At 56.8% G+C, this 15074-nt stretch carries 6 protein-coding genes, 2 tRNA genes and 6 rRNA genes (1 of these 14 running past the window's edge); 4 read left to right on the top strand and 10 right to left on the bottom strand.

Features of this window, described 5'->3' with window-relative positions; translation table 11 throughout:
* Nucleotides 1–95: 95 nt before the first annotated feature.
* Together lapD and lapG are read right to left on the bottom strand one after the other, a co-directional pair.
* Nucleotides 96–2042 carry a cyclic di-GMP receptor LapD gene (gene lapD, locus AC5O5I_RS00660; protein ID WP_494511909.1) on the bottom strand — a complete coding sequence of 649 codons (1947 nt, stop codon included), beginning with the start codon at nt 2040–2042 and terminating at the stop codon, nt 96–98.
* A 10-nt stretch (nt 2043–2052) separates the two neighbouring features.
* Nucleotides 2053–2814, bottom strand: a complete 762-nt coding sequence (gene lapG, locus AC5O5I_RS00655; protein ID WP_172226841.1) for a cysteine protease LapG — start codon at nt 2812–2814, stop codon at nt 2053–2055.
* Nucleotides 2815–3017: 203 nt separating this feature from the next.
* Here lapG and AC5O5I_RS00650 point away from each other — a divergent pair, with 203 nt between their 5' ends.
* The 4 genes from AC5O5I_RS00650 (at nt 3018) to AC5O5I_RS00635 (ending at nt 7877) form a co-directional block, all read left to right on the top strand.
* A complete protein-coding gene (locus tag AC5O5I_RS00650) occupies nt 3018–3707 on the top strand; it encodes a GntR family transcriptional regulator (RefSeq protein WP_172226837.1) in 690 nt (229 codons plus the stop codon).
* Nucleotides 3708–3818: 111 nt separating this feature from the next.
* On the top strand, nt 3819–4322 hold the full coding sequence (locus AC5O5I_RS00645) for a sigma-70 family RNA polymerase sigma factor (protein WP_172226834.1): 504 nt from the start codon (nt 3819–3821) through the stop codon (nt 4320–4322).
* Nucleotides 4323–4326: 4 nt separating this feature from the next.
* The gene (locus AC5O5I_RS00640; RefSeq protein ID WP_172288011.1) at nt 4327–5295 is read left to right on the top strand and encodes a FecR domain-containing protein; all 969 of its coding nucleotides are present in this window, start codon (nt 4327–4329) and stop codon (nt 5293–5295) included.
* 167 nt (nt 5296–5462) lie between these two features.
* Nucleotides 5463–7877, top strand: coding sequence for a TonB-dependent siderophore receptor (locus tag AC5O5I_RS00635; RefSeq protein ID WP_494511908.1), 2415 nt, complete (start codon nt 5463–5465; stop codon nt 7875–7877).
* A gap of 67 nt (nt 7878–7944) precedes the next feature.
* Here the strand turns inward: AC5O5I_RS00635 and rrf (AC5O5I_RS00630) are convergent.
* From rrf (AC5O5I_RS00630) to AC5O5I_RS00595, 8 genes are all read right to left on the bottom strand, one after another.
* Nucleotides 7945–8060: ribosomal RNA gene (gene rrf / locus AC5O5I_RS00630) — 5S ribosomal RNA — on the bottom strand.
* 109 nt (nt 8061–8169) lie between these two features.
* Nucleotides 8170–8285 (bottom strand): 5S ribosomal RNA (rrf, locus tag AC5O5I_RS00625).
* A 143-nt stretch (nt 8286–8428) separates the two neighbouring features.
* Nucleotides 8429–11321 (bottom strand): 23S ribosomal RNA (locus AC5O5I_RS00620).
* Nucleotides 11322–11565: 244 nt separating this feature from the next.
* Nucleotides 11566–11641: transfer RNA gene (locus tag AC5O5I_RS00615), tRNA-Ala, on the bottom strand.
* A gap of 24 nt (nt 11642–11665) precedes the next feature.
* Nucleotides 11666–11742 (bottom strand) — tRNA-Ile (locus AC5O5I_RS00610).
* A gap of 85 nt (nt 11743–11827) precedes the next feature.
* Nucleotides 11828–13364: ribosomal RNA gene (locus tag AC5O5I_RS00605) — 16S ribosomal RNA — on the bottom strand.
* Between the two features lie 447 nt (nt 13365–13811).
* Nucleotides 13812–13927 (bottom strand): 5S ribosomal RNA (gene rrf / locus AC5O5I_RS00600).
* 143 nt (nt 13928–14070) lie between these two features.
* Nucleotides 14071–15074, bottom strand: a 23S ribosomal RNA gene (locus AC5O5I_RS00595); it runs 1889 nt beyond the window's last position.
* Together the 16S, 23S and 5S rRNA genes with 2 tRNA genes alongside form the textbook arrangement of a ribosomal RNA operon.

Raw genomic sequence — 15074 nt, 5'->3', positions numbered from 1 at the left:
CAGCGCCCACAGGCACTGCACCGACTTCAAAGGCTGTGCAGTATCTGTGGGAGCTGGCTTGCCGGCGATAGGGCCGGAACTGCCAGTACGACAACTCAGCGCCAGGGCGCGGGCTCGCCTACCAACTGCCCCTGTATCCCGCCCACACCCATCTCCTTCAACACTCGCCGCTCGCCTTCCGTCTCGACCCGTTCGGCAATCAGCGGCAAGTCGATACTGTGAGCCGCGCGCTGGATGGCCTCGATGAACAGCCGTTTGTGCTGCTCGTGATCGATGTTGCGGATGTAGCTACCGTCAATCTTCAGGTACGCCAGCCCCAGGTGCGCCAGGTTGCCGATCATGCTGAAGCGCCCGCCAAAGCGTTGCAGCGCCAAGCCGAAGCCAAGGGCGTGCAGGCGCCGGGTCAGTTGCTCCAGAGCAGCCTGTTCAGGCAACTGCTCTTCGCCAATTTCGAAAACCAGGCGGGGCCCCAGTGCCGCGTTCTGACCCAGCAGTTCGAAGACTCGCTGCAGGGCCTTGGGGTCGGCAAGGGTGGCAGCCGACAAGTTCAGCGCCAGCACTTGGTCATTGCCGCGCAGGTGGGCCAGCACCTTTTCCAGCACCAGCACGTCCAGCCGCGGCATCCAGCCGAAACGCTCCAGCCAGGGCAGGAAGCGACCGGCCGGCAAGGCCACGCCCTGGCCATCCTGCAAGCGCGAAATCACTTTATGGTGCAGTACCCGTTGCGCATTGTCGCAATCCACCACGGGCTGGAAGAACAACTCGAAGTGCCCGTTGTTGAAGGCCTGGTCCAGCCGCTCGTGCCAGGCATGCTGGCTGTCTGCAGCAACTGCGGCGACACCTTGCTCAAGGCACACCCAGCCTGGCGTCGGCTGGTTCTCGGCGCGGGCCAGGGCCTCGTCAGCCAGCTTGAGCAACGCCTGCGGCGCATCGCCGGGGCTGAAGGGCGCGAGGCCGATGCAGGCTACCGGGTCGATATCACTGGCGCCGGTCTCATGCAGGCTCTGCAGCGTGGCCTCCAGTGCCTGGGCAAGGTTTACCGCCTCTTCATGCACCATGCCCGGCGCCAGCACAGCGAACTCGCCACCGCGGCTGCGGGAAATCAGGTCGTTGGTTTCCGGAAAGCTGGCACAGGTGCGGCGCAACTGCTCACCTACCGCCTGCAGCAACTGGTCGGTGCGCTGGCCGCCAAGACGTGCGTTCAAACCCGCCAGACCCTGCACCCGCAGCAGCAGAAGATAGCCCGCGCGCGCCTCTTCCAGGTTGCTGACCCGGGTGTTCAGCTGCATCTCGAAGTAACGCCGGTTCGACAGGCCAGTGAGGCTGTCCTGATAGGACTCGGCACGCAACCGTTCACTGCGCTCGGCCTGCTCGGTAAACAGGGCCTTGAGTTTCTCCACCATCTGGTTCATCGCCTGCACCACACGGCGCAGCTCCGGCGTGCGCGGCAGTTCTGGCAGGCTGAGGAATTCGCGGCGGGCAATGGCGTGGGATTGCTCGACCATGTAGTCCAGCGGCCGCAACTGGCGGCGTAACAGCAAGGCGCCGAGCACGGCACTGGCAGCGCCACACACCAGCAACCAGCCCAGGCTGCCCAGCGCGCTTTGCCAGAGCTTGGCAATGGCAAACATCGGGTGGCTGATCACTTCGACGCGCGCGGCCTGCTGCCAGCCGCGGCTGACAATGGCATCGCCACCGGCTGCTTCCAGGCCGATCAACTGCACGAACCAGCGTGGCACGCCACCCGGGTCAGGCTCGGCGTGGCGCTCTACCAGCACGGCATTGGAGCCCAGGTCGACGACCTTGATGCTCGAATAGTAACCACTGTCGAAGATCGAACTGACCATCAGCTCGACCATCGCCGGGTCATCGATGTTCGGCGTCAGCGACAGCGCCAGCGCAGTTGCCGCATCCTGGGCATGCGAGCGCAGCTGGTTGACATACTGGCTGCGCGAGCTTTCCAGGCTGACCATGAAACTGCCACTGAAGGCGACCACCAGGAACAGGCAAATGGCCAACAGCAATTGTTTGAACAGTGACATCTGTGCTCCTTCAGTAAACCGGCTCGGCCGGGAACCCTTCGGCCTGCATTTTTTTCAACAAATCCTGCCAGCGTGACAACCGCTTGGTATCGCCGACTTTCTTGTTGCCCGTGGCACCCGTCAGCCACAACCCTTCGCCATTGAAGGCATACACCGGCAGCAGGTCGGTACGCTGGCTTGCCGGCTTGATGGCGTCCATCAGGCTGTCGAGTACCAAGGGTTGGGCCTGTGGGCTTGAATAATAGGTCAGCACCATATGCGCCCGGTTCTGCCGCAGCGCCTTTACGTAGGTGATACGCAGTTTGTCGCTGGGGATGCCCATGCGCCGCAGGCTGAAATACTTGGCAATGGCGTAGTCCTCGCAGTCCCCGGCACCTTTGATCAGTGCCTGCACCGGCGTCGCCCAGTAATCGACCTCATGCCACAGGTCGATATCCTCTACATAGCGCAGTTGCTGGTTGAAGAAGCGGTTGACCACTTGCAAGCGCTCAAGCTCGGTCCCCTGCTTTTGCGTGGCCATCAGGTTCTGCCAGGCATCGATGCGGCCTTGCCCGGCACCCAGCGGCCCATAGAGGGCCTGCGACTGGCGGCTGATCTGGGAGAAATCCCAGTCCGCATGCAAACCGCCGAGCAGCAGGCAGCCCAGCAGCCCGGCCAGGCCGACGCGTCGCACAACGGTTTTGAGCATCCAGGATATCGCCACTGCGAAGCCCTGTTCCGGCCAGTCGAAAGCAGCGATGGTGGGGCTTGCCAGGGCAAAAGACAATGGCACCCTGCAATCATGCCCCCGCCGGTCAGCAACCCTCCACTTTCTGGATATATCCTTCTATAGGCTGCTTCCTTTGGCCGCCGACTTCATCCACCATAGCCGCGCTTTTGGGGCGCGCGTGCCAGCGCAGGGCAGGTTTGACACCCCTACAAGCTGTTACTAGTGTCATTGGATCCAACTTTTGTCATCGTTGAGGCAGGCGTCACGTGGCCGAGAAAATCAAACTGAGCAATGTGCTGGCCAGCGAGCAGCTGCTGCCGCATCAGGCGCGTGGCGTGATCGAAGAACGCCTGCGTAGCGCCATTCTCGATGGCCGCTTACCCCCAGGTACTGCGGTGCGGCAACAAGAGCTCGCCACTTTGTTCGGGGTCAGCCGCATGCCTGTGCGCGAAGCGCTGCGCCAACTCGAAGCGCAATCGTTGCTGAAGGTGGAGATGCACAAGGGCGCAGTGGTCGCGCCGCTGATCGGCGAGGATGCGGTGGACACCTATGCCCTGCGGGTATTGCTCGAGAGCGAAGCGCTGCGCCAGTCCATTCCGTTGCTCGATGCCAGCGACATCACCAGCGCCCGCGGGTATATCCAGCAACTGGAAAACGAAACCCGGCATGCCGAAATCGGTCGTTTGAACCGCCTTTTCCATATGGCGCTGTACAGCAAGGCGCCGAACAAGAAGCTGCTGCGCCTGATCGAGAACGAGCTGAACGAGGAGGAGCGCTTCCTGCGCTTTCATCTCTCATCCATGGGGCTGGGCAAGCTCACCCAGGACGATCACAACGCCTTGGTGGATGCGGCCAGCGACAAGCTGATAGATGAGGCGATAGCGGTGCTGGAGCAGCACCTGAATAGCGGTGCAAGGGTGATCCGCAAGTATCTGGATACCCAACTGGGGCGCTGACGCTTCAGCGGCGGAGCTCGCGGCGCACCAGATGGGTTGCAAATTCATCTGGCCATGCCAACAATGAGACTAATTATCATTCATGTCCATTGACCTCAGCGCCCTCCTCCCATGTCCAGCAATGACTCCGTGCAAACGCTTTACAGTGATCACCATGGGTGGCTGCATGCCTGGCTACGCAGCAAGCTGGGCAATGCCGCCGATGCCGCCGACCTTGCCCAGGACACCTTCGTGCGCCTGCTGCAGCGGCGAGAAACCCTCCAGCTGAACACGCCCAGAGCCTTCCTGCGTACGGTCGCACGTGGGTTGGTGATCGATCATTGGCGCCGCGAGGAGCTGCACAGGGCCTACCTCGAGGCACTGACATACGTGCCGGAAGCACAAGCCCCTTCCGCCGAAACCCGTGAACTGCTGCTGGAACTGCTAGAACGCATCGCACGCATGCTCGACGGCCTCAAGCCGAAAGTACGCCGCGCGTTCCTGCTGGCCCAGTGCGAAGGGCTGAAGCACCAGGCCATTGCCGACCAGATGGGCATCTCGGTGCGTACCGTGGAGCGCTACATCGCTGATGCGCTCTACCATTGCTACGTGCTGCGCTACGAAGACGAGTGCTGAGACGATGACTGCCGCACAGCCTGGCGCAACAGCGGTCAAGCAGGCCATCCAGTGGACGCTGAGGCTGCGCGAAAGCGGCCATGACCTGGCCCTGCAACAACAGTGCGCACAATGGCGCAGTGCCCGCCACGAGCATGAACTGGCCTGGCAACGGGTCACTTACCTGCAACAGGACCTCGACCTGCGCGCCATCCCCGGCGCCGGTGTCGCCTTGCGCACCCTGGAAACCAGCCAGCGGCGCCTGCAGCGGCGGCAGGCACTGAAGCTGCTGGGCGGTGTTGCCATGATAGGAACGACGGCATGGCTGGGCAAAGACCTGGAGATGGTGAGCGACTGGGCATCCGACTACGCCACAAATACGGGTGAGCGACGCAGTTATGCCCTTCCCGATGGCTCGCTCATGCAACTCAATACCCGCAGTGCTGTGGACCTGGCCTTCAATGACCGGCAGCGTCTGGTTCGCCTGAAGCAGGGGGAATTGATGATCACCTGCAGCCAGGCGTCGAACGCGCAGCGTCCCTTGCTGATACAAACCCGCGACGGCTTGCTGGAAGGTTTCGAAGGGCGCTTTGTTGCTCGCCAGGACAGTGACTGCACCCGCGTCAGCGTCAGCCATGGCAGGCTGGCCATCCACCGGCCAGGCAATGGCCAGCTGCAGTGGATAGAAGCCGGGGAGGACTGGCGCCTGGATGCACAAGGTGCACAACGGCTGGAACATGTCGACATGGACGCGATGGCCTGGAGCGAAGGGCTGATCGTTACCCGGGACATGCGCCTGTTCGACTTTCTCGCGCAGGTCAGCAGGTATCGCCATGGCTATCTGGGCTGTAGCGACGAGATTGCGGATTTGCGCCTGTCGGGGGTGTTCCGCCTCGAAGACCCGGAGCGGCTGCTGCAGCTGCTGCCACAGACGTTACCTGTGCGGCTGCTGCAACGTACCCGCTGGTGGGTGCGGGTAGAACAGCAGGCTTGATCAGGCCCTGATGATTTTTTGGCGGGTTTTGAATGCCGGTCCGGCTAGGACAGAAAGCAATCCCCTCTGCCCCTCAACTTGCCAACGGACCGCTCATGCCAACCGACCCTGTGCACACGCACATTTCACCCCTGAATGATTTTCGACCTGTTTTGCAATCAGCTAATTTGCGCAAAGCTGTCCGGGCTGCCCTGTTCGGTACCGCCTTGGGGCTGATCACAGCCCCGCAGCTCTCGGTCGCCGCTGGTGTCGTCCAGGCCAGCCATAGCTACGCGATCCCGGCCGGCCCGCTGGATGACGTGCTCAACCAGTTTGCACGGCAGGCGGGCATCACCCTGTCGAGCACGCCACAGCTCACCGATGGATTGCAGTCCAACGGCTTGCAGGGGCAATACGCTGCCGAACAGGGGCTGCGCCAGTTGCTCAATGGCAGCGGCCTGCAGGCCATAAGCCAGGGCGAGCGCAACTACGTGCTGCAGGCACAACCTCAAAGCGCTGCACTGTCATTGCCAGACACCGACGTCCGTAGCTTCAGCCTGGGCAATGCCCTGGGCAGCATGGAGGGTTACAACGCCACCCACAGCCAGGTGGCAACCAAGACCAGCATGCCGCTGGTGGAGACCTCACAATCGGTGTCGGTGGTTACCCGTCAGCAGATGGACGATCAGGGCTCGCAGACTGTCGCCCAGGCCATGCGCTACACCCCCGGTGTACTGACCAACCCCTACGGGGCAACTCATCGCTATGACTACGTGGCGATGCGCGGTTTCAATGATGGGTCGGTGGATAACATCTACGTCGACGGGCTCAAGTCGATGGGTGACAACGGCACCTACAGCACCATGCAGGTCGACCCGTACTTCCTCGAACGTATCGACATTCTCAAAGGGCCTTCTTCGGTGCTATATGGCCGTAGCTCGCCTGGAGGGCTTGTGGCATTGACTACCAAGAAGCCACAGTTCACGCCCTACCATCAACTGCAGGCGACGGTGGGCACCCAGGGCCAGCGCGGCATGGGTTTTGACTTCAGCGGCCCTGTAGATGACGACAAGCGCATCGCCTACCGCCTGACAGGCCTGGCGGATGCCTCTGACACACAGTTCGACCACAGTAAGGAAGAACGCTACGCCATTGCGCCGGCAATCAGCATCGACTTCAGCGAAGACACCTCGCTCACCCTGCAAGCCTACCTGCAACACGACCCGAACGGCGGGTACCACGGCGGCAATCCTGCCGACGGCATGCTGCACCAGCGCAACGGCTTGCGGCTGTCGGACCATTTCTTCGAGGGCGAACCGGGTATCGACCACTACGAGCGCACCCAACAGTCCTTCAGCTACCAGTTCGAGCACCGCTTCAACGACGTCTTCACCGCACGACAGAACTTCCGTTATCAGGATTCGGATGTGTCGATGGACCAGGTGTACTCCGCCGGTTGGGCCGATGCCGATAGCAACATCCTCAATCGCGCGTACACCGGGGGCGACGAGCGCCTGCATTCATACATCATCGATAACATGCTGCAGGCGGAGTTCTTCACTGGCGCGGCCAAGCATACCCTGCTGCTGGGTGCTGACTATCAGCGCCGCAAAGCCGACGTGGCCTGGCGTTACGGCACAGTCGAGCCACTGGATGCCGGCAACCCGCAGTACGGTAATGGCAACCTTCAGGTGCTGGGCGAGAACCGCTACCAGCGGCGCTTGCAACAAACCGGCGTGTACTTGCAGGACCTGGTCGAGCTGGACCAGTGGCGCTTTTCCCTCGGGCTTCGCCAGGACTGGGTAAAGGTGTCCGAAGAGAACCGGGACAGCGATACCAAGGCCAGCGATCAGCGCTCCAGGTTCACTACCCGCGCCGGGGTGCTCTACCTGTTCGAGAACGGCATTGCGCCGTATATCAGCTATTCGGAGTCGTTCAACCCCAATACCGTATCCGATCAGGACGGCCGCCCGCTGGCACCTACGGAGGGCACCCAGTGGGAAGCCGGTATCAAGTATCAACCCCCTGGCAGCGACAACCTGTTCACTGCTTCGGTGTTCCGCATCGAGCAGGAGAACCTGGCGTCGAAGCAGCCAAACGAGGATTTCTATCGCCCTGTCGGGGAAGTTCGTTCGCAAGGGCTTGAACTGGAAGCGCATGTTCAGCTCACTGACAGCCTGAAGCTGCTGGGTGGCTACACCTTTACCGACATCGAGTATTCCAAGTCGATGCCGAGCCTGGTGTCCGGCAGCCTGGACAACAAAGGCAATTCGCCAACCCAGGCACCGAAACAGATGCTCTCGCTGTGGGCAGATTACAACTTCCACCAGGGGGCTCTGGATGGCCTGCGGCTGGGCGGTGGGGTGCGTTATGTGGGGTACAGCTGGGTCGATGCGGAAAACAGCATGAAGGTGCCTTCCTACACCCTGTTCGACGCTTCCATCGGCTATGACCTGGGCAAGATCGGCCTCGCAGGTGTGGATGTACGCTTGAACGCCAACAACCTGACCAATGAAAGCTACATCACCTCGTGTGCCAGCCTGAACTACTGCTACATGGGTGAAGAGCGCAACGTCAGCGCAACGGTCAGCTATCAGTTCTGATCAGCCACCACTGCCCGGAAAAGACAAAGCCCCTGTCTGCATCGCAGACAGGGGCTTTGGGTTTGAATCTTGACGATGACCTACTCTCACATGGGGAGACCCCACACTACCATCGGCGATGCATCGTTTCACTACTGAGTTCGGGATGGGATCAGGTGGTTCCAATGCTCTATGGTCGTCAAGAAATTCTGTGTGCTGGCCCGTCCCTCGGACGTACCTGCGAATCTCTGTAGTTCCTACTTAAAGACAAAACCCCTACCTGCATGAGCAGATAGGGGTTTTGCGAAATGAATCTTGACGATGACCTACTCTCACATGGGGAGACCCCACACTACCATCGGCGATGCATCGTTTCACTACTGAGTTCGGGATGGGATCAGGTGGTTCCAATGCTCTATGGTCGTCAAGAAATTCTGTAGCCAGAATGTCCAGATGGACAGCCCAGCGAATTCGGATATGTGATAGTTGTGATGCTTTGTGAACAGTGCGAACTTTCGGTTCGTGTCATCTTCACCACCGCAATCTGCATGAGCAAATTGCTTGGGTGTTATATGGTCAAGCCTCACGGGCAATTAGTATTGGTTAGCTCAACGCCTCACAGCGCTTACACACCCAACCTATCAACGTCGTAGTCTTCGACGGCCCTTCAGGGGATTCTAGATCCCAGTGAGATCTCATCTTGAGGCAAGTTTCCCGCTTAGATGCTTTCAGCGGTTATCTCTTCCGAACATAGCTACCCGGCAATGCCACTGGCGTGACAACCGGAACACCAGAGGTTCGTCCACTCCGGTCCTCTCGTACTAGGAGCAGCCCCTCTCAAATCTCAAACGTCCACGGCAGATAGGGACCGAACTGTCTCACGACGTTCTAAACCCAGCTCGCGTACCACTTTAAATGGCGAACAGCCATACCCTTGGGACCGGCTTCAGCCCCAGGATGTGATGAGCCGACATCGAGGTGCCAAACACCGCCGTCGATATGAACTCTTGGGCGGTATCAGCCTGTTATCCCCGGAGTACCTTTTATCCGTTGAGCGATGGCCCTTCCATACAGAACCACCGGATCACTAAGACCTACTTTCGTACCTGCTCGACGTGTGTGTCTCGCAGTCAAGCGCGCTTTTGCCTTTATACTCTACGACCGATTTCCGACCGGTCTGAGCGCACCTTCGTACTCCTCCGTTACTCTTTGGGAGGAGACCGCCCCAGTCAAACTACCCACCATACACTGTCCTCGATCCGGATAACGGACCTGAGTTAGAACCTCAAAGTTGCCAGGGTGGTATTTCAAGGATGGCTCCATGAGAACTGGCGTCCCCACTTCAAAGCCTCCCACCTATCCTACACAAGCAAATTCAAAGTCCAGTGCAAAGCTATAGTAAAGGTTCACGGGGTCTTTCCGTCTAGCCGCGGATACACTGCATCTTCACAGCGATTTCAATTTCACTGAGTCTCGGGTGGAGACAGCGCCGCCATCGTTACGCCATTCGTGCAGGTCGGAACTTACCCGACAAGGAATTTCGCTACCTTAGGACCGTTATAGTTACGGCCGCCGTTTACCGGGGCTTCGATCAAGAGCTTCGCTTGCGCTAACCCCATCAATTAACCTTCCGGCACCGGGCAGGCGTCACACCCTATACGTCCACTTTCGTGTTTGCAGAGTGCTGTGTTTTTAATAAACAGTCGCAGCGGCCTGGTATCTTCGACCGGCATGGGCTTACGGAGCAAGTCCTTGACCCTCGCCGGCGCACCTTCTCCCGAAGTTACGGTGCCATTTTGCCTAGTTCCTTCACCCGAGTTCTCTCAAGCGCCTTGGTATTCTCTACCTAACCACCTGTGTCGGTTTGGGGTACGGTTCCCAGTTATCTGAAGCTTAGGAGCTTTTCTTGGAAGCATGGTATCAACCACTTCGTCGCCTAGAGGCAACTCGTCATCAGCTCTCGGCCTTGAAATCCCGGATTTGCCTAAGATTTCAGCCTACCACCTTAAACCTGGACAACCAACGCCAGGCTGGCCTAACCTTCTCCGTCCCTCCATCGCAATAACTGGAAGTACAGGAATATTAACCTGTTTTCCATCGACTACGCTTTTCAGCCTCGCCTTAGGGACCGACTAACCCTGCGTCGATTAACGTTGCGCAGGAAACCTTGGTCTTTCGGCGTGCGAGTTTTTCACTCGCATTGTCGTTACTCATGTCAGCATTCGCACTTCTGATACCTCCAGCAAGCTTCTCAACTCACCTTCACAGGCTTACAGAACGCTCCTCTACCGCATCATCATAAGATGATACCCGTAGCTTCGGTGCATGGTTTGAGCCCCGTTACATCTTCCGCGCAGGCCGACTCGACTAGTGAGCTATTACGCTTTCTTTAAAGGGTGGCTGCTTCTAAGCCAACCTCCTAGCTGTCTAAGCCTTCCCACATCGTTTCCCACTTAACCATGACTTTGGGACCTTAGCTGACGGTCTGGGTTGTTTCCCTTTTCACGACGGACGTTAGCACCCGCCGTGTGTCTCCCATGCTCGGCACTTGTAGGTATTCGGAGTTTGCATCGGTTTGGTAAGTCGGGATGACCCCCTAGCCGAAACAGTGCTCTACCCCCTACAGTGATACATGAGGCGCTACCTAAATAGCTTTCGAGGAGAACCAGCTATCTCCGAGCTTGATTAGCCTTTCACTCCGATCCACAGGTCATCCGCTAACTTTTCAACGGTAGTCGGTTCGGTCCTCCAGTCAGTGTTACCTAACCTTCAACCTGCCCATGGATAGATCGCCCGGTTTCGGGTCTATACCCAGCGACTAAACGCCCTATTAAGACTCGCTTTCGCTACGCCTCCCCTATTCGGTTAAGCTCGCCACTGAATATAAGTCGCTGACCCATTATACAAAAGGTACGCAGTCACCTAACAAAGTAGGCTCCCACTGCTTGTACGCATACGGTTTCAGGATCTATTTCACTCCCCTCTCCGGGGTTCTTTTCGCCTTTCCCTCACGGTACTGGTTCACTATCGGTCAGTCAGTAGTATTTAGCCTTGGAGGATGGTCCCCCCATATTCAGACAAAGTTTCTCGTGCTCCGTCCTACTCGATTTCATTGATAAGAGATTTTCGTGTACGGGGCTATCACCCACTATGGCCGCACTTTCCAGAGCGTTCCACTAATCTCAAACCAACTTAAGGGCTGGTCCCCGTTCGCTCGCCACTACTAAGGGAATCTCGGTTGATTTCTATTCCTCAGGGTACTTAGATGTTTCAGTTCCCCTGGTTCGCCTCTTGCACCTATGTATTCAGTACAAGATACTCAGCTTGTGCTGAGTGGGTTCCCCCATTCAGAGATCTCTGGATCACAGTCTGTTTGCCGACTCCCCAAAGCTTATCGCAGGCTACCACGTCTTTCATCGCCTCTGACTGCCAAGGCATCCACCGTATGCGCTTCTTCACTTGACCATATAACCCCAAGCAATCTGGTTATACTGTGAAGACGACATTCGCCGAAAATTCGCACGTCGCTCTTTCGAGCAGAACTCACAAATTTTACCTTAGCCTGATCCACCAGCAGTGAAACTGGTGTTCAGTCTATTTCTATCACATATCCGAATTTTTAAAGAACGATCTGACAAAAGTCAGAAATCAACATTCAGTCACGAATGTTCATTTCTAAGTTCTGACAAGTGACTGTGTACAGCGAAAGTGGTGGAGCCAAGCGGGATCGAACCGCTGACCTCCTGCGTGCAAGGCAGGCGCTCTCCCAGCTGAGCTATGGCCCCGTATTCTGCGGCTAAACCATGTAATGGTAGGTCTGGGCAGATTTGAACTGCCGACCTCACCCTTATCAGGGGTGCGCTCTAACCAACTGAGCTACAGACCTATAACAGGGTCGCTTTACAGCATCGTCTTTTACAATGAATCAAGCAATTCGTGTGGGTGCTCATCAGCAGGCTGATGTCGTCGATTAAGGAGGTGATCCAGCCGCAGGTTCCCCTACGGCTACCTTGTTACGACTTCACCCCAGTCATGAATCACACCGTGGTAACCGTCCTCCCGAAGGTTAGACTAGCTACTTCTGGTGCAACCCACTCCCATGGTGTGACGGGCGGTGTGTACAAGGCCCGGGAACGTATTCACCGCGACATTCTGATTCGCGATTACTAGCGATTCCGACTTCACGCAGTCGAGTTGCAGACTGCGATCCGGACTACGATCGGTTTTGTGAGATTAGCTCCACCTCGCGGCTTGGCAACCCTCTGTACCGACCATTGTAGCACGTGTGTAGCCCAGGCCGTAAGGGCCATGATGACTTGACGTCATCCCCACCTTCCTCCGGTTTGTCACCGGCAGTCTCCTTAGAGTGCCCACCATAACGTGCTGGTAACTAAGGACAAGGGTTGCGCTCGTTACGGGACTTAACCCAACATCTCACGACACGAGCTGACGACAGCCATGCAGCACCTGTGTCAGAGTTCCCGAAGGCACCAATCCATCTCTGGAAAGTTCTCTGCATGTCAAGGCCTGGTAAGGTTCTTCGCGTTGCTTCGAATTAAACCACATGCTCCACCGCTTGTGCGGGCCCCCGTCAATTCATTTGAGTTTTAACCTTGCGGCCGTACTCCCCAGGCGGTCAACTTAATGCGTTAGCTGCGCCACTAAAATCTCAAGGATTCCAACGGCTAGTTGACATCGTTTACGGCGTGGACTACCAGGGTATCTAATCCTGTTTGCTCCCCACGCTTTCGCACCTCAGTGTCAGTATCAGTCCAGGTGGTCGCCTTCGCCACTGGTGTTCCTTCCTATATCTACGCATTTCACCGCTACACAGGAAATTCCACCACCCTCTACCGTACTCTAGCTTGCCAGTTTTGGATGCAGTTCCCAGGTTGAGCCCGGGGCTTTCACATCCAACTTAACAAACCACCTACGCGCGCTTTACGCCCAGTAATTCCGATTAACGCTTGCACCCTCTGTATTACCGCGGCTGCTGGCACAGAGTTAGCCGGTGCTTATTCTGTCGGTAACGTCAAAACAGCAAGGTATTCGCTTACTGCCCTTCCTCCCAACTTAAAGTGCTTTACAATCCGAAGACCTTCTTCACACACGCGGCATGGCTGGATCAGGCTTTCGCCCATTGTCCAATATTCCCCACTGCTGCCTCCCGTAGGAGTCTGGACCGTGTCTCAGTTCCAGTGTGACTGATCATCCTCTCAGACCAGTTACGGATCGTCGCCTTGGTGAGCCATTACCCCACCAACTAGCTAATCCGACCTAGGCTCATCTGATAGCGCAAGGCCCGAAGGTCCCCTGCTTTCTCCCGTAGGACGTATGCGGTATTAGCGTTCCTTTCGAAACGTTGTCCCCCACTACCAGGCAGATTCCTAGGCATTACTCACCCGTCCGCCGCTGAATCCAGGAGCAAGCTCCCGTCATCCGCTCGACTTGCATGTGTTAGGCCTGCCGCCAGCGTTCAATCTGAGCCATGATCAAACTCTTCAGTTCAATACTGCTTGGGTTTTTAAGAAACCCTAAACTTGGCTCAGCAATCTCAAATGACTATGTGATTTCTCGCATGGCCACTTGTGATGCTGATAATCTTTTTGACTATCAGTCCGTACTCACAAGCACCCACACGAATTGCTTGATTCAATTTGTTAAAGAGCGTTTGGTTAAGAGCTTTTCGTCTCAACCGAGGCGCGCATTCTACGCTTTCCTCAGAGCCTGTCAAGCGTTTATTTTGAAGTTTTTTCCGAGAAACTCGTTTAGCTTCAAACACTTAACTCGCTTCGATCTCTCGTCGCGGGAGGTGAATAATACAGCATTCAAAAACGCTGTCAACCACCTTTTACTACCACCGGCTGGCTGTTAAGCCTACCAGGAGAAGCATGAGCTTCTACTTAAAGACAAAACCCCTACCTGCATGCGCAGATAGGGGTTTTGCGAAATGAATCTTGACGATGACCTACTCTCACATGGGGAGACCCCACACTACCATCGGCGATGCATCGTTTCACTACTGAGTTCGGGATGGGATCAGGTGGTTCCAATGCTCTATGGTCGTCAAGAAATTCTGTAGCCAGAATGTCCAGATGGACAGCCCAGCGAATTCGGATATGTGATAGTTGTGATGCTTTGTGAACAGTGCGAACTTTCGGTTCGTGTCATCTTCACCACCGCAATCTGCATGAGCAAATTGCTTGGGTGTTATATGGTCAAGCCTCACGGGCAATTAGTATTGGTTAGCTCAACGCCTCACAGCGCTTACACACCCAACCTATCAACGTCGTAGTCTTCGACGGCCCTTCAGGGGATTCTGGATCCCAGTGAGATCTCATCTTGAGGCAAGTTTCCCGCTTAGATGCTTTCAGCGGTTATCTCTTCCGAACATAGCTACCCGGCAATGCCACTGGCGTGACAACCGGAACACCAGAGGTTCGTCCACTCCGGTCCTCTCGTACTAGGAGCAGCCCCTCTCAAATCTCAAACGTCCACGGCAGATAGGGACCGAACTGTCTCACGACGTTCTAAACCCAGCTCGCGTACCACTTTAAATGGCGAACAGCCATACCCTTGGGACCGGCTTCAGCCCCAGGATGTGATGAGCCGACATCGAGGTGCCAAACACCGCCGTCGATATGAACTCTTGGGCGGTATCAGCCTGTTATCCCCGGAGTACCTTTTATCCGTTGAGCGATGGCCCTTCCATACAGAACCACCGGATCACTAAGACCTACTTTCGTACCTGCTCGACGTGTGTGTCTCGCAGTCAAGCGCGCTTTTGCCTTTATACTCTACGACCGATTTCCGACCGGTCTGAGCGCACCTTCGTACTCCTCCGTTACTCTTTGGGAGGAGACCGCCCCAGTCAAACTACCCACCATACACTGTCCTCGATCCGGATAACGGACCTGAGTTAGAACCTCAAAGTTGCCAGGGTGGTATTTCAAGGATGGCTCCATGAGAACTGGCGTCCCCACTTCAAAGCCTCCCACCTATCCTACACAAGCAAATTCAAAGTCCAGTGCAAAGCTATAGTAAAGGTTCACGGGGTCTTTCCGTCTAGCCGCGGATACACTGCATCTTCACAGCGATTTCAATTTCACTGAGTCTCGGGTGGAGACAGCGCCGCCATCGTTACGCCATTCGTGCAGGTCGGAACTTACCCGACAAGGAATTTCGCTACCTTAGGACCGTTATAGTTACGGCCGCCGT

The sequence above is a fragment of the Pseudomonas sp. 9_2_1 genome, from assembly GCF_059295275.1.
This window is presented reverse-complemented; position numbering and strand designations above follow the sequence as displayed.